This window comes from Rhodothermales bacterium (assembly GCA_017643395.1).
Lineage (GTDB): Bacteria > Bacteroidota > Rhodothermia > Rhodothermales > UBA10348 > JABDJZ01.
The window spans coordinates 1,817,282-1,839,525 of sequence record JAEPNP010000001.1 but is presented as its reverse complement, the minus strand read 5'-3'; the positions used below and the strand labels follow the sequence as shown (position 1 = coordinate 1,839,525).

Genomic DNA, 22,244 nt, shown 5'->3' with positions numbered 1-22,244 from the left:
CTACCTCACCTGGATCAGACGATAGTTTTTCTTGCCCTTGCGCAGGACCAGCAGGCGACCCTCGATACAGTCACCGGCCGTCACACTGCGACTCTCCTCACTGATCCGGTTGTTGTTCAGGTAGATGCCGCCGGAGCGTACCAGCCTGCGGGCTTCGCCATTGGACTTTGCCAGGCCGGCCGTCGTCAACAGATCCAGGAAGCCGATGCCCTCGCCGGCGAAACGCTCGCGTTCCATTTCGGTGGACGGCGCCTCCTCGAATACATCCAGAAGCTGCGACACGGACAATTCCTCCATCGCGCCTCCGAACAGCACGCTGGAAGCTCGTTCGGCTCCGGCCAGAGCGTCCGGACCATGCACCATTTCCGTGACCTCGCGGGCCAGTCTGCGCTGGGCTTCCCGACGACCCGGATTGGCCGAAACCTCCGCTGCCAACTCCTCTACCTCGGCCTGTGTCAGCCACGTGAAGTACTTGAGGTACGGCACCACGTCTCGATCATCCGTGTTCAGCCAGAACTGGTAAAACCGGTACGGACTCGTGCGGTCGGCCGAAAGCCAAACCGTGCCGCTCTCCGTCTTGCCGAACTTGGTGCCGGCAGAATTCGTGACGAGCGGGAAGACCAAACCATGGGCCTTGGCTCCGTTGACCCGGCGGATCAGATCTGTACCCGCCAGAATATTGCCCCACTGATCACTGCCGCCCAGCTGCAGTGTGCAGTCGTACTCCTCGTTCAGCTTCAGGAAATCGTAGGCCTGCAGCATCATGTACGTGAACTCCGTGTAGGAGATGCCGTCCTCCGACTCCAGGCGTCGCTTGACCGACTCCTTGGACATCATGTAGTTCACCGTGAAGTGCTTGCCCGTATCCCGCAGGAACTCGATCAGGCCGAGGCTGCCCAACCAGTCCAGGTTGTTGACGATGCGAGCCGGGTTGGAGGCCGCCTTGAAGTCCAGAAACGGCTCCAACTGGGACCGGATGCCCGCCAGGTTTTCCTCCACCTGCGCTGCATTCAGAAGCTGACGCTCCTTTGTCTTGCCACTGGGGTCGCCGATCATGCCCGTGCCGCCACCGACGATCGCAATGGGATGATGCCCGAAGCGCTGCAACCTCGCGAGGCACATGATGGGCAGGAGCGATCCGATGTGCAGACTCGACGCCGTAGGGTCGAACCCGATGTACGCCGTCAGCGACTCCCTTTGCAGAAGGTCGGACAGGCCGGGCGTGGCATCGAAGACCATGCCCCGCCAGGCGTACTCTTGAAACAGGTTGCCGGAGGGTGGCATATCGGATCCGTGTGTGGCTCGGAAAAAGGGCCGATCAGACCCTCGCAATCAACCCCTGTTCCACCGAAAGCGCTTCTCAGCGTTCCTGGTAGCGCTCCAGGGTGAACTTCTCGCCCAGGTAGCGTTGGCGCACCTCCTCATCGGACACCAGGGCTTCTGCCGAGCCCTGCTTCAGAATCTTGCCCTCGTATAGCAGGTACGCGCGATCCACAATGGCCAGGGTCTCGTGCACGTTGTGATCCGTGATCAGGACACCGATTCCCCGCGCTTTCAGTCCAGCCACGACGGCCTGAATATCCTCCACGGCGATGGGATCCACGCCGGCGAAGGGCTCGTCAAGCAGGAAGAACTTCGGGCGCGTGGCGAGCGCCCGGGCGATCTCGGTGCGACGCCTCTCGCCACCGGACAGCATGTACCCCTTGGACTTACGAACCCGGTGTAGGCCAAACTCATCGATAAGCTCGGCCACGCGCTCCTTGCGGGCTGAGCGCGAGAGCTTCTGGTATTCCAGCACGGCCTCCAGATTCTTCTCGACGGTCAGCTGGGAGAAGATCGAAGCCTCCTGCGCCAGATATCCGATGCCCTTGCGAGCCCGCTCGTACATCGGCTGCCGGGTCAGGTCATGCTCGTCCAGCATCACAGACCCGCCGTTGGGCTGCACCAGGCCCACGATCATGTAGAACGTGGTTGTCTTGCCTGCACCGTTCGGCCCGAGCAGGCCAACAATCTCGCCCTGATTCACCTCGAGCGAGACCGACTTCACCACACTGCGCTTGCGATACCGTTTGATCAGGTTCTCGGCCCGAAGGACTGCGCCGTTCACCAGTCGAGGCACAGCGACAGCCTCGGGAGGTGCTACGGGTGCGGGTTCTGGCTGGTCGCCGTACATGGTGCGCACCGCGTAGGAACGTGGCACCTGAGCGGGCCGGACGATGTCCGTGACACGCTCCCGGGCCGGCTCCGGTGGGAGGGGTGGCGGAGCCGGGGCAGGCTGCCAGTCGGCCGGTGCATCCGCGGCTGGAAGCTCCCCCTGGTCGATTTTGTTGAGGTGGTCCAGAAATGCTGCGAAGTCCGGATCCTCCACCTCCATGGCCTGGCCCCGAACGGGCGAGTTCGGGATCAGACTGTGCGCCTTCTTCCAGGAGGCTACCGCCTGCTCCTCCTGCTGGGTCGCCTCATAGGCCTGCGCCAGCATCACGTGCGCGAGGATGTACGAGGGGATCATGCGCACGGCCTCCTCCAGCACAGGTATCGCCTTCTCGGGATCCCCGTCCTTGAAATGCTCGATCGCTATTTCAATCTCGGCGATGGGCATTCACGAGTCCGATGAGGGTTGTGCCTGAAAGCGGGCGAGCGCTTCCTGCAAGCGCTGTCTGAACGGGAGCGGGTCCGGGCGAGCGTCCGGCCTCCAGTTGAGTCCGTCCAGACGAAGTTCGGAGGGGATGAGTTCAAGCGGAAAGTACGTACCGTTGACATCCTGATAGACGCGCAGGTCCGAAATCTCCTCACCCTCGAACAGGAACCGGATCCGGTCGGCAGTCACCTGCATGGCACCGTTGAGCGAGTCCGCCTCGTCCCGATTGAAATACACCGCCTCCGCATTCGGTGTCACTTCCAGCGCCTGCAGATCTCCGTCTGCGAATCGGCCCTGCAGCGTGCGACCTTTCAGCTGCTGAATGCGATTCACCATGGTGTCGCGCTGCGCCACGAAGGCGTTGCCCCGCACCCGCAGTGAATCCACCGATCCCGACACGCCGGCCACCGCCACCGTATCGCCAGAAACCTGCGACTCTCCGACCCAGATGAACGGTGCGCCAAACAGACGACTCCAATTGCGCCGCGACTCCAGATCCTGCATCTGGTATACCGAATCGGAAAGAGCCGCATATTCGGTATCCCAGACTTGCACGCTGCCCGTGGCGGCCGTCCACTCCTCGATGTCGTCACGAAACGAGCGCACGATCTCCGCGGCTATGTACAGGGTGTCTGAGGCCGTGGAGTCGGCGGAAACCCTCACGACCAGCACATTGCCGTACGCCTCGCCCGTGCCCAGGCTGTCGTCGTTGACGGCGCGGTCCCCGAGGATCAGCGTCTCGGTATCTTCACCCCGCCGGGCGATGAGCACATTGCCACGGGCATCGCTCCGTCTCCCGCCACGCAGGTAGGTGAGGCTGTCCGCCAAGACGTCCGTGTCGTCGGAGTCCAGGCGCACCAGGCCGGCAAACTCGGCCCGCTTCTCCTCCGTCCAGTAGGAGCCGTTTTCGCTGGTCAGCACACTGACAGAATCCACCATGCGCACGCCGGCGCGGAAGTCCGCACGATGGGCACGAAGGTCGAAATCACCCTCAGGAGCATTGACCACCACCTCTCCATCGCCAAGGCGCACATTGCCGGTGGCCCGGCCGAGTTTTGTGAACCGGTTGTACCGCACCTCGTCGGCCGTGAGCGTATCGCCCTGGTCGATCATGCGCACGTTGCGGTAGAAATGGATATCCCCGGTGCCGTAGTCGATGCCACGCTCCGCTCTCAGGCGGGCGGTGTCTTCGCTGAGGCGCACGTTAAAGAGTTCAGTCACGCGCCGTCCGTCGATGACGCGTGTCTCGGACGAGTCAGCGGCCAACTCTACCCGGCGCACCTGACCCCACAGGTCCCCGGCGGGCAGCAGCACGACCACAGCAAGAATCAGCAGTCGACTCACTGTTCATCCTCGTCAATCAGGACAATGCCAGTCACGTTGCGCAGCCGCACGTTGGTAATGTCCTCGTCGGCCACCAGGCCGTAGCCTTCCAGCTGCTGATCCGGCATGTCGATCCGTGCAAAGCCGGGTGTCGTGATGACACGCTCGAACTCGGACCAACGAAGCTGCTCGCTCTCGATGCGCCGCCCTTCACGCGCAATCGCAATCACGTTGCCGCGTGCTTCCATGCGTCGCTCACGATCGAAAAAGGTGACCTCGTCAGCATGCACGACCGCTGCGGAGTCGCCGGCCGCATCGAAAATGTCCACACGCACGCGGGCCGCATCGTCCAGCCCGGACAGGACCATGTAGGTAGAGTCGCCTCGATCGTAGTAGGCCATGTAGGAAGCACGCAGATGCACGCGGGGGAGCCCCTCCTCACTCAGGAAGAGTGTCGGATCCCAGGTCTCCTGATCGGGGCCGTCTTCGGTCTGCACCACGCTTTCGACCGTCGGTGCCGGCACCTGACGCTCACAGGCGCCGACCAGCGTAGCGGCCAGCAGGAAGCAGAACGCACGCAGCACCTTCATGGCCGCCCCTCGACGAGCAGGTACCCTGCCTCGACCGCGTCTCCACACCCCGCCAACAACGCGACAAACCGGCTGAGCACATACTCTGTATCCAGATTGGCCGCGCGGGGCATATACACGACCGCACCCACCCGGGTCGAGTCCACAGTCGTCTTCGTCGCGTGGCTGTCCTTGACCGGATTGACCATGGGCTGGTCGGAGTCGGCCCTGCACACCACCAGCAGATCCTGAAGACCGATTTCCTGGCCGCCAGCATTGAAGACGTAGGACTCGCCTTCCCGGCCGCGACGGCCCAGGAAGGCCGTGCCTGAAAGATCGAGATCCCAGACGGACGCAGGCACCAGATAGTGCAGGCTGATGAGGTTGCAAATGTCTACGGGAGCCGAGATGCGCGGGAAACTACCCTCGCGGGCCGCTCTCATCAGATACTCGCTCGCCGGCTTGCCGCGGCCGGTGGGCTTGTACCTTCCATGGCGAAGCATGTCGCGAGATGCCCTTCGCACGGCATCTTCTTCCGCGCCCAGTTCCCCACTCCGCTGAGCCACCAGCCGCGCAATCTCCTCATCCAGCTCCTGTGGAAACTGGCCCGGAACCAGCCCCATCGCCCAAACCAGGCCAAACTGGACGGATTCGGTCTCGGGTCCGGCGGTGAGTGCTATGGGAGGCTTCGAACGAATGGCTGTCTGCTAACGTATACTGGCGCGATTCCTGCACGGGCCATCATCGCTCGGCCCGTGTATGCGGGTGCCCGGACCGGTTGTTCCTCGATCAGACAGATAGTCTGAAAAGGGACGGCTTCCGGAGCGAGGGGATCGGTTTTCAACGGCCGTTTTCGCTTTAGCTCCGCGGATCGGCGCCGATACTACGGGCCAGTGAATGCGTACACAATCAAGACCGCTTTCCGGCCATGCAAGTCACCTCGATGAACTTCACGGTTGAATCCTGGAACCAGCAGACTGTCGTCGTCCACGTCGGCAAAGCCCTGGACTTCAGGAACGCGTCCGATTTCAAAGCTGCCTGCCAGGAGCAGGTTCGCGCGGGCGTCCGCAACTTCGTGCTCGATTTTTCTGAGACCGGCATCCTCGACTCGACGGGTCTCGGCTCCATCTTCTCGCTTTACCGCCAGGTATCTCCGCTCGACGGACAGGTAGTGTTTGCTGCTGTCTCTCGCCCGGTTCAGGTGGTGGTGCAGCTGACGCGGACCTACAAGGTCTTCCGCCAGTTCCCCTCCCTCGACGCCGCTCGCGAAGCCGTCAAGTAAGGTAGAGTCCGAGAACCCGTTTGCCCCCAAGCAGCGTGCAGCCAACCGGCAAATTCGGAGACCTGGAGCGCATCATTGACGAGGTGCATTCCCTGTTCGAACACTGAGAGAACAGTGGAATCTTCTCGCCGGCTTTTGATCGCGACAAGGTCCTCCTCATGAAACTCGCAGTGCACGAGTGGTTAGCCAACCTCGTGCAGCATGCGCACTTCGGTGATCGCACACCGGAGATCCGGTTGGATATCACGCCCAACGGCAAACGAGTCCGATGCGTGATCGTAGACAACTCCGATGGTTTCGACCTCGGATCGTACCTCGATCAGAAGCGCGGCGCACTGCCCGTGCTGCCTGAACGGGGGATGGGGCTGCTCATGCTTGATGCAGCTACCGAATACATGCATTACCACCGGGACGACCAGGGCTGTCATCGCCTTGAATTCTCCGTCTCGGCTGACCAGGATCCATGGCTCAACATTCCATTCTAGTCGTCGAAGACGAGCATACGCTGCGCAGGCTGCTTGAGTACCGCCTGAGCAAGCTGTATCGCGTCCGCACCGCGGCGAATGGTGAGGAAGCGTTGGAGCGTGTTCGGGAGGAACTGCCCGACCTGGTCGTATCGGACATCATGATGCCCCGCATGGACGGGTTCGCGCTGCAGGCCGAGCTCCAGAAGGAGCGCGAAACGCGCGCCATCCCGTTCATTTTCCTGACGGCCAAGGCAGACGAGCAGAGCCGTCTGAAAGGCCGCAGGACGGGTGTTGACGACTACATCACCAAGCCGTTCGACATCGACGCGCTACTGACGCGCATCGAACGGCTGCTGGAGCGCACCGCGTTGTTCCAGACACAGCTGGACGCTCGCATCGGGCAGGACTTCTCCCAGAAGCTCATGCCCAAGAAGCTGCCCAGCGTGGAAGGCTACGCATCGCACTTCTTCAACAGCCCGAAGGAGCACGGAGGCGGCGACCTGTTCGACTGGACGGAGCCCGAACCCGGCACCTACTACATCACGATTGGTGACGTGATGGGCAAAGGCCTGCAGGCCAAGTTCTACGCATTCAGCTTCCTGGGCTACGTGCGGTCCACCTTGCACGGAATGCTCCGGGAGACCCGTTCCCCTGCCCTGCTCATGCAGCGGGTGAATCAGGTACTCATGGACGATCCCACCATGGAAGAGACGTTCGCGTCCCTCCTGTTGGTTCGCTGGGAGCCGGCCAAACACGCGCTCACCTATGCGAACGCGGGCCACTGCCGCCCGCTGATCGTGACGCCGACGCAGGCTGAAGTGGTTCCGTACTCGGACATCATTCTCGGACTGGACCCGACGGCGGAGTTCACGGATACGACCATCGAACTGAAGCCCAACAGTGCGTTTGTGGCCTACACCGATGGACTTGCCGAGCAGGAGATGTCCTCCGGTACACAGCTCGGAGAGGGCGGTCTGATGGACGTCATTCCGACGGTGTTCAACGAACAGGCCCCGATCGACACCCTGCTTGAGCGCATTCTCGCCGGCAGCGCATCGAACGAGTTTGCCGACGACATCCTGGTCTTCTGGCTGCAGCGTCAGGCTGCCGCCCAGCGCCAGACCCCGCGGTGGTTCTCCCCTTTTTCGGACCAGGCGGACCGTAAGCTCTGACCTGAGCCGGTCCGTGCACGCGTCCGCAGGGTGAACGCCCCGCTACACCAGACGCAGTCCCGGAGCCCCGTCACGCCCGAGAATGCCCGCGAGCGCATCGCACAGCACATCGACTTCCTCGGGAAGATTGTAGGCGTGCACGGAAATCCGCAGGCCTCCGCGCCGTGCTGAAACCACAATGCCCCGCTCTGCCAGCGCCGCCGCTACGTGTGCCGGTTCCGAAACCGCCGCAATCACGATGCCCGACAGGCGATGCGGATCTCGGGTCGATCGAATCGGAATACCCAGAGCGTCCAGGCGGCCCAGCAGTTGATGCACCAGGCCTGTGATGTGCGCGGCTGCCTGGTCCGGGCCGTACCGGTTCCAGAGTGCCGCACTGGCGCCCATGGCAAACGTGCCGGGAAAGGGCGGATGCCCGGCCTCCGCTCCCACACCGGACCGGGTGGCCTGAATGCGGTCCGAGACCAGCGCATACGGCTCCTCCTGGCTGCGCCATCCGGCGAAAGGTGAACCCTCCTCTGCAAATCCGTGTGGGGTGATAACCCCGGCTACGCCGTAGCCGGACGTGATCCACTTGTACCCGCTGAAGACCAGCGCGTCCACGGGCGTGGTCTCAAGGTCCAGCGGGAATGCCGCTATCCCCTGAGTGGCGTCCACAACCAGCCGCACCCCCATGTCCGCGCACATGGCCGCAATTTCCGGCAGGTCTGCCCGGAAGCCGCTGGCAAACTGCACCCAGCTGAGCACCACCGTGCGGGCGCCGCTTCGCAGTGCCCATCGCACGTCCGCCCCATCGAAGGATCCATCTTCGCGCACGCGCCAGGGCACCGGCTCAAAACCACGTCTCAGCCAGGGCAGCGTGCAGGAGGGAAACTCGCCTTCCGCAAAGGCCACCTTGCCGGGCGTGTCCAGTGCGGCGGCCAGGTTCAGGCCTATGGACGCGTTGCCTGTAAACGCCACGTGCTCCGGCGCACAGCCGACCAGGCCGCCAACCTCCGCGCGCGCCCCGTCCACCCGGGCCATCCAGTCATTCCACAGCACGTCCCCCTGCTGGTAGGCCTCCCTGTAGTATTCCGCCGCGGCCGCGTGGGCCGCGTCCGGGATCGGCGCCCCACCCGCCGTATTCAGGTAGGTGCACCGTGCAAGGGCCGGGAAACGCTCTCGGAGCATGCCGTCAAATCTACACGCCGGGCACGATTGTTGTCTCCCTGTGAATGTGCCGCAAGACGGCTGGCAGGGTTCGGAACACCGATGGGCGACCAGCCCGCGCCGAACGCGTGGCCGGGCTTGTCCTTGGCGTCACGACATCGCACATTACGCTCCGATGCGCTTTCTGCCACTCGTCATACTGTTGCTCTGCGCCGGGTGCCGCGACTTTGCGGTAGACCTGGGTGAGGACCTCCCGGGAAAGGCGTTCCGCTCGTTTGATGTACGAGCTCACGTGCCGTTCGAGATCAGCGTCGGGGACGAGGCGTATCTGCAGATCGCAGATATGACCCTGTCGTTCAATATGGTATTGGCCGACACCCGCTGTCCGGACGGCGTGGGTTGCGAGCACCCGGGCAAAGCGGACATCCTGATGGACATCAGCCGTACCGGCGGCGACGATCACCAGATTGTGCTTCAGATTCCCGGACAGGTGCGCACCCCGTATGAACTGAACGATTTCGTGCAGCATCGCCAGGAGCGGTTCCAGCTGCTGTCGCTGGTCCCCTATCCCGTCGAGGGCACGGAGACCGCGGAGGCCGACTACATCGCGACGATCTACATCGATCGCTGAGACGGCCCGTTTCACCGCATCTTCCCTCCTGAGGGGATCCCAAACCGTATTTTTTGGGCGTCGGGATCGGCCTGGAGAGTGACGGCCGCACGTCTTCCCGACGGCCATCTGTACACCCCAGCATTCGATTCCATGGCTGTAGAACGCACGCTCGCCATCTGCAAACCCGACAGCGTCGAGAAGAACCTCGTCGGCGAAATCCTCCGTCGTATCCAGGAAGCCGGCTTCACGCTGCGCGCCATCAAGATGGTCCGGCTGACCAAGGCAGAGGCCGAAGGGTTCTACGCGGTGCACCAGGGCCGCCCGTTCTTCGACGAGCTCACGGACTTCATGTCGAGCGGCCCGTGCGTACCCATGGTTCTTGAGAAAGAGAACGCCATCGCGGATTACCGCGCGCTGATCGGCGCCACCGACCCGGCGGAAGCGGACGCCGGCACCATCCGCGCGGACTTTGCCGACAACAAGGGACGCAACGCCGTGCACGGCAGCGACTCGGTGGAAAACGGCAAGCTTGAGGCTAACTTCTTCTTCCCCGAGCACGTCATCGTCGCCAACTCGTAATGCGCATCCTGCCCGTCCTGGTCGTTCTGCTTCTTGCAGCGTGTTCCGGTACGGGCGATGGGCAATCGGCGCCGACCCAGGACCGGGAAGCCGTTCGCACCGGCGCGGAAGTGCTTGCAGCTCAAAGTTTTGAGCTTCTTGCCGGCAAGCGGGTGGGTCTGATTGCAAATCAGACCTCGCGCGCGGGCCGGGAGCACCTGGCCGATCTGCTCGCCGCGGCTCCCGACGTGGAGTTGGCAGCCCTCTTCGGCCCCGAACACGGTCTGCGCGGAGATGCCGACGCGGGCCTGGCTGTTGCAGACGGCATAGATGACGCCACCGGCACGCCGGTCTTCAGCCTGTACGGCGAGCGGCGCGCTCCGGACCCGGAGGTGCTGCGTTCGCTGGATGTGTTGGTGTTCGACATCCAGGACATCGGTGCGCGTTTCTACACGTACATCGCCACGATGGGCCTGGCCATGGAAGCCGCCGCCCGGGAGGGCGTGCCGTTTGTGGTGCTGGACCGCCCGAATCCCCTGGGCGGCGCGCTGGTGGACGGATTCGTGCTCGAGCCCGAGCACGAGTCTTTCGTGGGGCCGTTCCCGATACCCGTGCAGCATGGAATGACGGTCGGCGAACTCGCCCGCATGGCTGCCGGCGAAGGCTGGATAGAAGGCGCCGACGTCCTGGACCTCACCGTGGTAGGCGTCGAGGGCTGGTCCCGGGAGATGCTCTGGCCGGAAACAGGTCTGGAATGGATTCCGACCAGCCCGAACATCCCGGACTTCGAAACGGCACTCGTCTATCCGGGCATGTGCTTCTTTGAGGCGACGTCGCTGAATGAGGGGCGCGGCACGGAGGCCCCCTTCCTGCTGTTCGGCGCGCCGGGACTCTCTGGCGATGCGGTCATCGCAGGCCTCGAGCCGAGTGGCGTGTCCCTGAACCCCGCGGTGTACGTACCCGTGAGCATGCCTGGCCGGGCCGCCTCACCCCGCCACCAGGACGAGGAGGTTTCCGGCGTACAGGTTGAGGTTCTGGATCCCTCCGCGGTGCGGCCGCTCGCCCTTGGGATGCAGACGCTTGCCGCGGCTGTTGCGGTGACCGGCCTCGAGGTACTGAACAGCCGCTGGATGACGCGCCTGGCAGGAACCGAGCGTTTGGAGTCCATGCTCAGGGAGGGCCTGTCCGGCGACGCAATTGTGGCATCGTGGGACAGCGAGGTCGCCTCGTTTCGGCAGCAGCGCGCTCCCTACCTGCTCTACGACTGAGACCGCCTACCAGCCGCGGGTATTGCCATCGGCAGCGGCTTCTTCCCCGGCTTTCGGCCGCCACAGGATCGCGTAGATGATCTCGAGGTAGCCACCCAGAATCATGAGAGGCGCCACGTAGAGTGAGATGAACCCGTCCACCTCGTTCTCCATGCGCATCATCACATAGCCGGCCACCACAACTGCCAGACCGGCCAGGAGCAGCACATAGTTGCGGCGCTCGAAGACCATGGAGGCCGGCGCGCGGCCGCGGGATCGGGATCGTTTCTGGTTCTTCCGTGCCATGTCTCAGGTGGGGTGGCCGGTGCAATCCGGCTGGTGCATCGGGGTTCCTGCCTCGGCCCGCGGATTCACCGTCGTCGCACGGGCTCAGGCCGTACCTTCGGCCCGGTTTCCCGCCCCATCGCCCGGATGCTTTCTCCGTTCCGCACCATACTGGCCGGCGTGCTCGTCGTGGCCGCGCAGTGGCTGGTCTTCTCCAGACTGCGACTGTGGGGCGTGTATCCCGATGTCGCGCTCCTGTTTGTGGCCTGGGTGGGTATTCGACGGGGTCGGCGGGCCGGGGCACTTGCCGGGTTCGGTACAGGTTTTCTGCTGGACTTTGCCTACGGAACGTGGGGCCTGCAGATGTTGGTCAAAACGATCGTAGGCTTCCTGGTGGGCCTCTTCCCGGCGGCCGAGCGCGAGAGTCTGCTCATTCTGCCGCGGCAGGCCCTGGTAGGAGGTCTCGTGATCGCGCTCGTGCAGAACGGTATTCTGGTCACGCTGCTGGCCCTGCAGACCGGCTCCAGTGATCCGTTTCTGGTGACCGGACTCTGGCTGGGCGGCGCGGCCTACACGGCGTTCGTCGGCACGCTCAGCGCCATTATCGCCGACCGATAGGGGCACGGGCGCTCGCCTTGCTGAACCTGCCGGAACCGCCTGCTGTCAGCGCATCGCTTCTGCAGCCCGCACCACATCGGCCATCATGCCCGCGCTCGTCACCCCCGGCCCGGCACCCGCTCCCTGGATTACGAGCGGGCGCTCGCGATAGCGTTCCGTCGTGAAAACGATCATGTTGTCCGTGCCCTGAAGGCCTGCGAAGGGACTGTTCGCTTCCAGGGTCTGGATCCCCACACGCACCCCGTCTGCATCTGCAGTGGCCACGTACTGCATCTGTCGACCTGCAGACCACGCGCCGTCGTGCTGCGGAAGCGCCTGGAGGAAATCTGGCACGTCCAGATCTGCAAGCCCGGCAGGCACAAGGCTCTCAACTGCAATCTCCCCGCGCTCCACCTGCCATCCGGCTACGCGGGCTAGGGTCAGAATCTTGCGGGCCACGTCCTCTCCGCCCAGGTCGTCTCTGGGATCCGGCTCGGTGAACCCCGCTTCGCGGGCGGCCAGCACCGCCTCAGAGAATGAGCGGCCTGCCTTCAGCTGCGCAAAGACGAACGCCAGCGTGCCTGACAGCACGCCGTCTATGCGCAGTACCCGATCCCCCGACGCAACGAGGTCGGCCAGCGTGGAGATCACCGGCAAACCGGCGCCGACGGTGGTTTCGTAGAGAAAGGGCACGCCGCGTCGGGCTGCCGTGCGGCGAAGCGTGTGGAAATAGGAAAGGTCTCCGGTGTTGGCCCGCTTGTTTGGCGTCACCACACCGATGCCTGCCTCCAGAAGCTCTTCGTAGCGCTGAGCCACCGCCTCCGATGCCGTCGCGTCTATGAGGATGAGTCGTTCCAGGTGAGACGATTGCAGCGCGTCGACGATGCGGTCCAGCGAGGTCTCCTCGCCCGTATCCAGGCCTTCCAGCACCAAGGCCGGATCGAGCCCCTCGGCGTCCATCAGGTGCCTCCGCGAATTGGCCACGCCCACCAGGCGCAGGTTCAGATGGCGAGACTCCGACAGCGTCTCCGCGTGCGCGGACAGCAGTTCCAGGAACGCCTTGCCCACAACGCCGGTGCCCAGCAGGAACAGGTGGGCGCGCTCAAAGGACCGGGCGAAGCCCTCATGCAGCGCGCGTATGGCGCGTTGCGCATCCTGGTCAGCGACCACCGCCGAAATGTTGGTCTCCGACGCCCCCTGCGCAATGGCACGTACGTTGATGTTGGCATAGCCCAGCGTGCTGAACATGCGTCCGGCAATGCCGGGCTGCATGCGCATCTGATCACCCACTACCGAAACCACGGCACAGCCGGGTTCGATGTGGATGCGCTGGATGTCGCCCCGCATGATTTCCAGCTCGAAGGCGTGCTGGAGCGCTCGCTGCGCCCGCTGGGCGTCTTCCTCCCGCACGCCGATGCAAATACTCTGTTCGCTGGACGCCTGGGAGATCAGCAGCACGTTGACACCCGCAGCTGCCAACGAACTGAAGGTTCGGCCGGAGATGCCGGGCACACCGACCATTCCGGCACCCTCCACCATGACCAGCGCCACACCGCGAATGGCCGTAACCGCCTTGACGGCTCCATCCGAGTGCACCGATTCGGCCTGAATCCGTGTGCCGGCGGCCGTTGGATTCATGGTGTTCTTGATCTCGAGCGGGATCGCGTTGTCCAACAGCGGCCGCATCGTTCGTGGATGCAGGACCTTGGCCCCGAAATAGGCCATCTCGCCGGCCTCCCGGTAGCTCAGGTAGGGAAGCGTAAATGCTGCCGGCACCAGGCGCGGATCCGCGGACAGCACCCCGTCCACGTCGGTCCAGATCACCACCCGCTCAGCGTCCAGGGCCCCGGCCAGGATCGTGGCGCTGTAATCGCTGCCGGATCGGCCCAGCGTGGTCTGAACTCCTTCGTGCGTGCTGGCAATGAATCCCGTGACGATGGCCGTTTCCCCGGCCTGCACGTCCAGCCGCTCATTCACCAGGGCCCGGGTGGCTGAAAAGTCGACGTTCGCTTCCCCGAAGGCATCGTCCGTCCGAATGAGTTGACGGGCGTCAAACGCTCGAGCCGGATGCCCTGCCGCGCGAAACGCCGCGGCGACCAGGGGCGCCGAGGCCCGCTCCCCAACGCCGATTATCGCGTCCCGCGTTCGAGGCGTGCACTCACGCAACAGGTAAACTCCGTCCAACAGTTCGCGGAGATCCCTGAACAGGTGGCCGATCTCTGCACGCAGGCGCTCCTGCTCGTCCGCGGCTACAAGCTCGCCGATCGCGGCCTCATGGCGGCGGTGAATGCCCGCCACCAGGTCTACGTGCTCGCCGGAGCGCGCCAGCGCCGCATCCATGGCGGCAAGCAGGTCATCGGTCACACCACCAAAGGCGGATACTACCACGACACGGGCTGCATCTGCCGGCTCGGCGGCGACCAGATGGACAACGCTCTTGACGCGCTCGGGGGTGCCGACGGAAGTACCGCCGAACTTGTAAACGTGTATGCTCATCGGAGAGAGTCGAGGTGCCCCGCATCAACGCCGTTCGCGACCTCCCGTTCTGCCCCGGAAAGGCGAAAAACCTGCCCGTTTCTTCACGCCTGCGCCGGTTGCAAACTCCGGGACCCGACGTAATTTTCAGGCTCTCGGGGCTATAGCTCAGTTGGTAGAGCGCTTGAATGGCATTCAAGAGGTCAGGAGTTCGAATCTCCTTAGCTCCACACAAGCCCGCCGGCTCTCGCTGGTGGGCTTTCTTTTTGCGAGTAGCTCAGGCCCGAGCCTCGCCGCGCCGCCGCTCGTCCGGGGAGCCCTTGCGCGTCGGTCGAACCGGACCGCGATCCTTGCGCTCTTCAGGCAAGACCTTCGCAAACGCCGCCTGAAGATCCTTGACCGTCAGAGGCTTGGCTACGATGTCTGCCATGCCTGCAGCCTCACAGTTCTTGCGGTCCTCAGGGAGCACTGCCGCGGTGAGCGCGACGACCGGCGGACACACTTCCGGCGGCAGCTGGCTTCTGATTTCGCGACATGCCGTCAGTCCATCCACGAGCGGCATCTGCACATCCATCAGCACGATGTCGTAGTGCTTGTGGTGTACGGCGTCCACTGCCATCGCACCGTCTTCCACGACATCCGGACGGTGACCCATGCGCTCCAGCAGCCGCGCGATGAGCATGCGATTGGTAGGATTGTCTTCGGCGACGAGGATGTCCAGCGGACGAGCCGGACCCTCCGAGTCCTCCCGGTTTCCGGTCTCAGAACGCTTCGCCCTGTAGATCCCGGTTTGCACAGCCTCGTGTAGCGCACCGCGCTTCACGGGCTTGGCAATCTCCTCCACGCATTCGCTGAAGTGCGCGCGTTTGCCGATGGCGTGCAGAACGATGCACGGTGTCAGCACGGCGCCGGATGTCGTGCATCGGAGTCGTGAACGGACCTTCGCGGCATCAACCAGGTCTGCATCCAGAATGGTCAGATCATAGGACGCCGAGTCCATGGCCTCACCCGCCGAAACCCCATCGAGCCGGACATCTGCCTGCGCGCCCCAGTACTGCAGCTGATCGCTCAGGGCCGCCGCTCCGAACGCGTTCGACACCGCCAGCAGGACCTTGCGGCCCGCGAGCCCGTTCGGCTCATCAGCCGGATCCGGGTGCTCGGGCTGGGCGATGGGCAGCCGAAGCGTGAAATGGAACTTTGAGCCGTGCCCCAACTCGGATTCAACCTGAAGATCGCCGCCCATCAGGGTGCACAGTCGGTCCGAAATCGCCAGCCCAAGGCCCGTTCCGCCATATTTGCGGGTGGTCGAGGTATCTGCCTGGGTGAACGGCGCGAACAGGCTTTCCAGTCGATCTGCAGGGATACCGATGCCGGAGTCTGCTACCTGGAAGCGCACGGCCACCTCGGTTGCCGTGGTCTCTACGATCCCGGCGCTGGCCACGACCTGCCCCTCCGACGTGAACTTGACAGCGTTGGCTACCAGATTCACCAGCACCTGCTGGAGTCTCGTCTCGTCGCCAACGAGGAGGGGCGGCAGATCCGGCGCAACGTCGCCGACGAGCTCGATGCCTTTCTCCGTCGCTCTGGCCGACAGAAGATCGAGCACCCTCTCCACGACCTTGCGGCCCGAGAATGGACTCGATTCGATGTGCGTCTTGCCGGCCTCGATCTTCGAATAATCCAGGATGTCGTTAATGATCATCAGGAGCGCATCGCCCGAAGACTGGATCACCTCCACGTATTCGCGCTGCTCCTTGTCCAACTCCGAGTCCGACAGCAGGCTCGCAAAGCCCAGCACGCCATTCATGGGAGTGCGGATCTCGTGGCTCATGTTGGCCAGGAACTGGCCCTTGACCTGCAGGGCGCGCAGTGCGTCCTCACGCGCATCGATGAGCGCGGCCGTTCGATCCGAAACGGTGTCTTCAAGGTGCTTCTGCCGCTTGCGCATGGCCCGGGTTCGCATGTCGATCAGCACGTAGAGACCACCCAGAACCGTACTCAGGCAGAGCAGGACGAACCACCACTGGCGCCAGAAAGGGGGTAAAATGCTGAATCCGAACGCCCGTGTCTCCGGACTCCAGTTGGTGCCGTCCACAGACGACTGCACGCGGAACGTGTACGCTCCGGGAAGCAGGTTCGAATACGTGGCCAACTTCTCCGGGTGTGCCGGGCTCCAGTCGTCATCAAACCCTTCAAGCCGATGGCGATACCGCACGCGTTCAGCGGCCCGGTAACTGAGGCCTACAAAGTCAAAAGTCAGGTGGTTCTGCTTGGGGCCCAGCCTGAGGTGCGCCGGCAGGCCCGTCGCCGGATCGGTTCGCAGTCCGAGGGAGTTCCATCCCGGGTCTTCCATGAACAGTCGCACCCCCGTCAACTGGGTGGTCGGGATGCCTGCCGGGGACTCAACGGCGTCCGGCGCGAACCGGGAAACCCCTTCGACGTGACCAAACCACATGGCATCCTGCGCATCGCGAAACGCCGCATGCAAATTGGCCTCGACTCCAATGAAGCCTTCGTATTGCCCGTATCGGCGCAGCACGATCTCTCCGGAGGCGTGGTACGCCGCGAGGTCGAGTCTGCTGAGTCCACGGTTGGTGCCGATCCAGAGACCATCGTTCGGACCGATGGCCATGAACAGCACCCCATCGTCCGTCAGCCCGTGCATTTCGTTGATCACGTCGAATACGGGCTCCCGGTCAGTGCCCAGCGGCTCCTGAAGCACGCTGACTCCGCCGCCGTATGTGCCAACCCAGACGCGTGCAAAACGGTCTTCCACCGCAGCTACCGTCAGTTCGTGGCTCAACCCGGAGGCTGCAGCGAGCCGGGTGAATGCCTCTCCCTGCATGACGGTCAGGCCCGATCCTCCCATGAACCAGACGCTCCCGTCCGAGGCCTCGAGCACATCATAGATCTCCGTCTCCTCGAGACCACCGATCCTTCTGAACGAGGAGCCCTGAAGCTCGAACGCGCCGCTGCCCACAGTGGCCGCCCAGAGGCGTCCACCGGGGCCTTCGCGGATGGCTCGAACTCCGGTGACCGACTCCCCCGAAGAGGCATGAACCTCGTGGAACTCGGACCCGTCCCAGCGCCAGATTCCGCGCGAAGAGCCTATCCAGACGGTGCCGCCCTGATCCACGGTCACCACGCGCACGCTGCGGCCCCGAAACAACGAATCGTCCAGCGGCAGCTGTTCGAGCGTTTCTCCGTCGAAGCGCTTGAGGCCGCCCTCCAGGCCGAACCAGTAGTGCCCTTCGGGATCCTGCGTGACGTTCCAGACGGTGCGACCGTCAAACGCTGAAATGCCGTCCAGGTGGGTGAACGGCGAATGCGTGTAGAAGAAGACGCCCCGGCCGGAGGTGCCGATGTAGACGTTCTGCTCGTGATCGATCCCGAGGCTCCAGACCGGCACCGACTGCAGCGCCCGATCTTTCAGGGGCTCGAACACGCTACCGTCGAACCGAGTCACACCGCGCCCGGTGCCAAACCAGGTCACGCCCAGGTGGTCCTGCAAAATGGCATACACCCGGTCGGTCGCCAGCCCGTGAGCTGAGGTATAGGTGACAAACGTGTCACCTTGCAGGCGTGAGGCTCCCTCTTCGGTTCCTACCCAGAGTGTGCCGTCAGCAACCTCTTCGACTGTCAGCACGGCCCCCGCGGACAAACCATCTGCGGCCGTGTATCGAGTCCATTTCTCGTCCTTCAGCCGGTACAGTCCCTGATCGTAGGTGCCGAACCATACCACGCCGTCACTCCCGGCATGCACGGCGCTCACCGACGCTGATTTCATGGGCCCGACGCGAACAAACACGCTGTCCCGGAAGATGAATGCGCCCCTCTCCGTGGCGGCCCAGATGCGGTCGGCCTGGTCGGTGACGATGTCGAACACCTTGTTGCCTTCGCCGGTGCCAGGCACGGTGGTCACCCGGCTTCCTTCAAGCCGGTTCACGCCGGCGCGGGTGGCAAACCATTTGGTCCCCCGGCGGTCCTCGTGCACCCCGTAGACGCTGTTGGACAGCAGTCCGTCATCCGTGGTGTAGACCTTGAACTCCTGGCCGTCGAAGCGGGCTACTCCCCCTCCGTATGTGGCGAACCACATGAAGTCCTGATGGTCCTGCTCGATGTCCCAGATCTGCGACTGCGGGAGCCCATCGCCCAGGGAGAACGACTCCAGCAGGTGCTGCTGGGCGTACGCCTCGGTACTCAGGCAGCAGGCAATCAGCAGCGGCGCGATCCGAGAGGGGATGATCGCAGACTTTCGCATGGATCAGCCGGTGAGGCGGTGGGCTTCAGCCTGTTTCAATTCGTGGAGCAGGAGATTGGAATCGACCGGCTTGGTCAGGTAGGCCGCCATGCCGACGCGCTGGCACTCCTCTTTGGCCTGCTGGGTAACGTCCGCCGTCACTGCGACAACGCGGGGTGCAGGATCCAGTCGGGTGACGATGGCCTCCGTGGCTTCGATTCCGCCCATGCGGGGCATGTGAAGGTCCATGAGAATGGCATCGTAGACCTTGGCCGTGGCCATTTCCACAGCCTGCTGGCCGTCGACGGCAATGTCGGCTTCGTAGCCCAGCCGCCTCAGAAGCAACTGCATCACCTTGCGGTTGATCGGGTTGTCCTCAGCTACCAGGATGCGGAGAGCTTCCAGGTCTTCGGCGATATTTCTGCGGGGGGCAGGAGCAACGCTCCGCTCCGTCGCGACCGGTGCGACCGGGCGTTCGCGAGGCGTCTGCGTGGCCGGAGGCGCAGCAGGAGCACGATCTTCGCGGACTGGCTCGGGCCGTGTGTACGCCACGGGCGCCTCCGCTTTCGGCGCGGATGATTCGTCTTCAGAGGTCTTGGCAGCAGTCGGGCTCCCGCTCCCGGCTTCGTTCTCGTTCTCGGCCTGTGGGGCATTCGACTTTCGACCCCATCCAGCGGCCTTGAAAATCGAAAACACCCCTCCTACCAGGCAGACGGTGACCACGAGGCCGCCGGACGCGAAGGAAATGATGAGTGACATACCTTTGGGGGGTGGTTGACTCGTGTGTAATCGACCACCTCCCAGGATTCTGAAGTAAGCGTCAAGACCTTTTCCTTATGGCCGATGCGCGGCATGTAGAGCTGATTCGATCTGGTGTCACCGCATTTAATGCGTGGCGCGGGACCAACTCCCATGAGAGGCCGGACCTTTCGGGGGCCGACCTGAGTGGCCTGTCTCTGGAGGGGGCGGCGCTTCGGGGTAGTGACCTCGCCGGGACTTCGTTCGCCGTGGCAGACCTGGCGGGCGCCGACTTCTCCGAAGCTGACCTGTCTGGCGCAACACTCACCGGAGCAGACCTGTCCGGGGCTCAGTTTCAGGCAGCGGTCATGGCGGGTTGTGAACTCAGCTTCGCCACCCTGACGGAAGGCGATCTGCGGGGCGCGGATCTGTCTGGTGCACGTCTCACGGAGGCCGTGCTGCACGGTGCGCGCCTGGCCGGAGCCCACCTGGAAGGTGCCCTTCTTCGCAGGGCCATTCTGACCGGCGCAGACTTGTCCCAGGCCGACCTTGCTGGCGCGGACCTGACGGGCGCCATCCTGGAAGGCGCCATTTTGCCGATGTCGCTGGCAAGGGCTGCGGCCCGCCGCCCGGAAGACCCTACCGAATGAAGGTGTAGGTGTACTTCACCAGCAGCGTGCGTCCACCGGAGATCGGGAGAAACGGCGCCAGGCGCTCACGGTCCAGATTCAGGCCCTCGTTGTACACAACCCACAGATCGTTTCCTTCGCGCATGTTGTAGCGGAACCGGGCGTTGGTCGTTACGAGGTCGGCCGAGGAGTTGAGCTGCACGAAGCCGTTGATCGACAGTTTGGTGTTGAAACCTACCTGAGCGCGCAGGCGAGCCAAATGCACATCGAACGACTGGTCCCGGGGGCCGAAGTCGACCTTGTTGTACTCGTAGGTGGCCTCCAGCTCCAAATGCTTGGACGGATTGATGCTGGGTGAAAGGCTGGCCTCCAGCCGGGTGCCGTCAAAAAAGGTCCCGTAGCCGAGTTCGGCATTGCCGCGCACAAATCCGCCCGGGGGCAGGCGCGCACTGAGCGATCCGGTCACGAACTCGTACCGGCCGGCCGGGACTTCGGTGTCCTCTGGAAAGGCGAGGCCGCGCCTGAGATCTTCCAATTCCCAACTCCCGGACAGCGACAGGTTGTGTCCCGATTTCAGCTCGAGCGAGTTGCGGGTCTGGATGACGCGGGATTCGATGGAGTGATCTTCACGGCGGTAGTACGGCCGGTACACCGCAAACGTGGAAACCCGGCGAACGGGAGAGTCGCCCTGTGGAAACCACCCATAACCGACGCCGGCGCGGGGCGAGTAGTAGTTGGTGCGCGTATAGAATCCGACGCCGGGGTCGTAGGTGCCACCTCCGTAGGTGATTCCGCCGACGTAGGTGAAGCCCTCCTGGCGCCTGCGTTCCAGCCATATGCGGGCCAGCGCTGCATCCGCGAAGCGAAAGTCCACGCCTTCTGCCAGTGTTTGCGCAAACTGGAGCGTCGCGTAGTCGTCACCGTGCCACCGCAGGGTGCCGTCCAGTCCGTAGGTGACGTTGTAGCCGCCGTTTTCGTCGATGCGGCTTGTCAGAATGCCACCCGTCGAGGAGTAATCGTTCAGTACCCGCCTCCGGAGACGCAGCACGCCGAAATTCTCGCTGGGAACGGTAACAGGCTCGCCGTCCACCTGAAAGGTCTCCCTGGCGGTCTGCATTTCGATCAGGCCCACGTCCCAGCCGCCGATGCGCCCCACCAATCGACCGCCTCCAAGCAGACGCACCGGACCAAATCGAGACAAGCCAATCGAGCGGGTGTGGAAGAGCCTGTCCTGGCTACCGGTGGAAAACTCGAAAATGCCGGCTCGCTCCTGGAAGAACTGGCGCTTCTCCGGGAAGAAGAGCGAGAAGCGGGTCAGGTTCACCTGCTGGTCGTCGGCCTCGACCTGGGCGAAGTCCGTGTTCACGGTCAGATCCAGCGTCAGATTGGATCCCAGGGACTGCTTCATGTCCAGCCCGATCTCCCGGGTGTAATCGTTCTGGAAATCGTAGGCGGTGCCCGGCGCGTTGAGCACGCTCGCGCGGCCTGCCCCGGCCGTTACGTAGGGCGTGATGTAGACCGGTGTGCGACTCTGCACATCCTCCAGAATGACTGTCTGTGCCTGACTGGGTTTGGCGAATCCCATACGAAACGCAGGATCAATCGCCGGGAAGATGTGCCGTTCGTTCTTGCGGGCAATGAATCGATAGGTGATCAGGCCCATTCGCACAATTCCGCCCTCGTCCAGGAAGCCCAAACTGGAATACGGGATACGCATCTCCGCGAACCAGCCCGTTTCGTCACGCGTGGTCGCCACGTCCCAGTACGTGTTCCAACTGGTATTCATGCTGCCGAATCCTCCTCGTCCACCCGGGCCGCCTTCCGCATCGTTCGCGACGGCCATGTCGGTGCGCACCCCGTTGGGCGTGGTGAAGAACCAGAGTGCGTTCTCGTTGTCGTTGAAGGTGTCGAGCACCAGACCGAAGGTGTCGTCTCCCGAGTAGCGATCCCGGTACAGGGTGTTGGCGCGAATGCCGCCGGGATCTGAGTCGAACAGGGCCGCGCCCACATACAGGTACTCCTCGTCATACCCTACCCGGATCTCGGTGCGCTCGGAAGGCTCGGCCATGAATTCCGGCTGGTACTGCACGACCGGAAACGGGGTGACGGCCTGCCATTCGTCAGCATCAATGACGCCGTCCAGCTGCGGAGCCTGCATACGGGACAGCACCACGGCGTCTTGACCCGCCGCGGGCAGTGCGAGGGCGGCAATTAGCAGGACCGTTCCTGTGGATCTGATCATTCGAACTCGTCTGAGTGGGC

The 22,244-nt window shown here is 63.6% G+C and carries 19 protein-coding genes and 1 tRNA gene; 9 read left to right on the top strand and 11 right to left on the bottom strand.

Features of this window, described 5'->3' with window-relative positions; translation table 11 throughout:
• From JJ896_07480 to JJ896_07460, 5 genes are all read right to left on the bottom strand, one after another.
• Nucleotides 1–1,284 (bottom strand): tyrosine--tRNA ligase, encoded by a 1,284-nt coding sequence (locus JJ896_07480; protein ID MBO6779479.1) that lies wholly within the window; start codon nucleotides 1,282–1,284, stop codon nucleotides 1–3.
• 76 nt (nucleotides 1,285–1,360) lie between these two features.
• Nucleotides 1,361–2,599, bottom strand: coding sequence for an LPS export ABC transporter ATP-binding protein (lptB, locus tag JJ896_07475; GenBank protein ID MBO6779478.1), 1,239 nt, complete (start codon nucleotides 2,597–2,599; stop codon nucleotides 1,361–1,363).
• Entirely contained in the window at nucleotides 2,600–3,982 is a 1,383-nt protein-coding gene (locus JJ896_07470; protein MBO6779477.1) for a hypothetical protein, read from the bottom strand.
• The gene (gene lptC, locus JJ896_07465) at nucleotides 3,979–4,551 is read right to left on the bottom strand and encodes an LPS export ABC transporter periplasmic protein LptC (protein ID MBO6779476.1); all 573 of its coding nucleotides are present in this window, start codon (nucleotides 4,549–4,551) and stop codon (nucleotides 3,979–3,981) included. The genes JJ896_07470 and lptC overlap by 4 nt, the downstream gene beginning before the upstream one ends.
• Complete coding sequence (locus JJ896_07460) at nucleotides 4,548–5,153, bottom strand: hypothetical protein (GenBank protein ID MBO6779475.1); 606 nt, start codon at nucleotides 5,151–5,153, stop codon at nucleotides 4,548–4,550. The genes lptC and JJ896_07460 overlap by 4 nt, the downstream gene beginning before the upstream one ends.
• A gap of 305 nt (nucleotides 5,154–5,458) precedes the next feature.
• Here JJ896_07460 and JJ896_07455 point away from each other — a divergent pair, with 305 nt between their 5' ends.
• The 3 genes from JJ896_07455 (at nucleotide 5,459) to JJ896_07445 (ending at nucleotide 7,451) form a co-directional block, all read left to right on the top strand.
• Nucleotides 5,459–5,812, top strand: coding sequence for an STAS domain-containing protein (locus JJ896_07455; GenBank protein MBO6779474.1), 354 nt, complete (start codon nucleotides 5,459–5,461; stop codon nucleotides 5,810–5,812).
• Nucleotides 5,813–5,970: 158 nt separating this feature from the next.
• Nucleotides 5,971–6,297: an ATP-binding protein gene (locus tag JJ896_07450; GenBank protein MBO6779473.1), complete on the top strand. Its 327-nt coding sequence runs from the start codon at nucleotides 5,971–5,973 to the stop codon at nucleotides 6,295–6,297.
• Nucleotides 6,276–7,451 carry a SpoIIE family protein phosphatase gene (locus JJ896_07445; protein ID MBO6779472.1) on the top strand — a complete coding sequence of 392 codons (1,176 nt, stop codon included), beginning with the start codon at nucleotides 6,276–6,278 and terminating at the stop codon, nucleotides 7,449–7,451. Before JJ896_07450 ends, JJ896_07445 begins: the two co-directional genes overlap by 22 nt.
• A gap of 42 nt (nucleotides 7,452–7,493) precedes the next feature.
• On the opposite strand, the gene JJ896_07440 is transcribed toward JJ896_07445, so the two are convergent.
• A complete protein-coding gene (locus JJ896_07440; GenBank protein MBO6779471.1) occupies nucleotides 7,494–8,621 on the bottom strand; it encodes an aminotransferase class V-fold PLP-dependent enzyme in 1,128 nt (375 codons plus the stop codon).
• A gap of 154 nt (nucleotides 8,622–8,775) precedes the next feature.
• Between JJ896_07440 and JJ896_07435 the strand changes: the two genes are divergently transcribed.
• The 3 genes from JJ896_07435 to JJ896_07425 all read left to right on the top strand — a co-directional run bounded on the left by JJ896_07435 (nucleotide 8,776) and on the right by JJ896_07425 (nucleotide 11,039).
• Nucleotides 8,776–9,231, top strand: coding sequence for a hypothetical protein (locus JJ896_07435; protein ID MBO6779470.1), 456 nt, complete (start codon nucleotides 8,776–8,778; stop codon nucleotides 9,229–9,231).
• A gap of 132 nt (nucleotides 9,232–9,363) precedes the next feature.
• Nucleotides 9,364–9,792, top strand: coding sequence for a nucleoside-diphosphate kinase (gene ndk / locus JJ896_07430; GenBank protein MBO6779469.1), 429 nt, complete (start codon nucleotides 9,364–9,366; stop codon nucleotides 9,790–9,792).
• On the top strand, nucleotides 9,792–11,039 hold the full coding sequence (locus tag JJ896_07425; GenBank protein ID MBO6779468.1) for a DUF1343 domain-containing protein: 1,248 nt from the start codon (nucleotides 9,792–9,794) through the stop codon (nucleotides 11,037–11,039). Before ndk ends, JJ896_07425 begins: the two co-directional genes overlap by 1 nt.
• A 6-nt stretch (nucleotides 11,040–11,045) precedes the next feature.
• On the opposite strand, the gene JJ896_07420 is transcribed toward JJ896_07425, so the two are convergent.
• Nucleotides 11,046–11,324 carry a DUF3098 domain-containing protein gene (locus JJ896_07420; protein ID MBO6779467.1) on the bottom strand — a complete coding sequence of 93 codons (279 nt, stop codon included), beginning with the start codon at nucleotides 11,322–11,324 and terminating at the stop codon, nucleotides 11,046–11,048.
• A gap of 126 nt (nucleotides 11,325–11,450) precedes the next feature.
• Here JJ896_07420 and mreD point away from each other — a divergent pair, with 126 nt between their 5' ends.
• Entirely contained in the window at nucleotides 11,451–11,921 is a 471-nt protein-coding gene (gene mreD / locus JJ896_07415; GenBank protein MBO6779466.1) for a rod shape-determining protein MreD, read from the top strand.
• Nucleotides 11,922–11,966: 45 nt separating this feature from the next.
• Here mreD and thrA read toward each other — a convergent pair whose 3' ends face one another.
• Nucleotides 11,967–14,396, bottom strand: a complete 2,430-nt coding sequence (gene thrA / locus JJ896_07410) for a bifunctional aspartate kinase/homoserine dehydrogenase I (GenBank protein ID MBO6779465.1) — start codon at nucleotides 14,394–14,396, stop codon at nucleotides 11,967–11,969.
• Between the two features lie 136 nt (nucleotides 14,397–14,532).
• Between thrA and JJ896_07405 the strand changes: the two genes are divergently transcribed.
• Nucleotides 14,533–14,605, top strand: a tRNA-Ala gene (locus JJ896_07405).
• Nucleotides 14,606–14,652: 47 nt separating this feature from the next.
• Here the strand turns inward: JJ896_07405 and JJ896_07400 are convergent.
• Nucleotides 14,653–18,636, bottom strand: coding sequence for a response regulator (locus JJ896_07400; protein MBO6779464.1), 3,984 nt, complete (start codon nucleotides 18,634–18,636; stop codon nucleotides 14,653–14,655).
• Between the two features lie 3 nt (nucleotides 18,637–18,639).
• The gene (locus JJ896_07395; GenBank protein ID MBO6779463.1) at nucleotides 18,640–19,374 is read right to left on the bottom strand and encodes a response regulator; all 735 of its coding nucleotides are present in this window, start codon (nucleotides 19,372–19,374) and stop codon (nucleotides 18,640–18,642) included.
• Between the two features lie 77 nt (nucleotides 19,375–19,451).
• Between JJ896_07395 and JJ896_07390 the strand changes: the two genes are divergently transcribed.
• Nucleotides 19,452–20,003 (top strand): pentapeptide repeat-containing protein, encoded by a 552-nt coding sequence (locus JJ896_07390; protein MBO6779462.1) that lies wholly within the window; start codon nucleotides 19,452–19,454, stop codon nucleotides 20,001–20,003.
• Here the strand turns inward: JJ896_07390 and JJ896_07385 are convergent.
• Nucleotides 19,993–22,224 carry a carbohydrate binding family 9 domain-containing protein gene (locus JJ896_07385; GenBank protein MBO6779461.1) on the bottom strand — a complete coding sequence of 744 codons (2,232 nt, stop codon included), beginning with the start codon at nucleotides 22,222–22,224 and terminating at the stop codon, nucleotides 19,993–19,995. The genes JJ896_07390 and JJ896_07385 overlap by 11 nt on opposite strands.
• Nucleotides 22,225–22,244 lie beyond the last annotated feature (20 nt).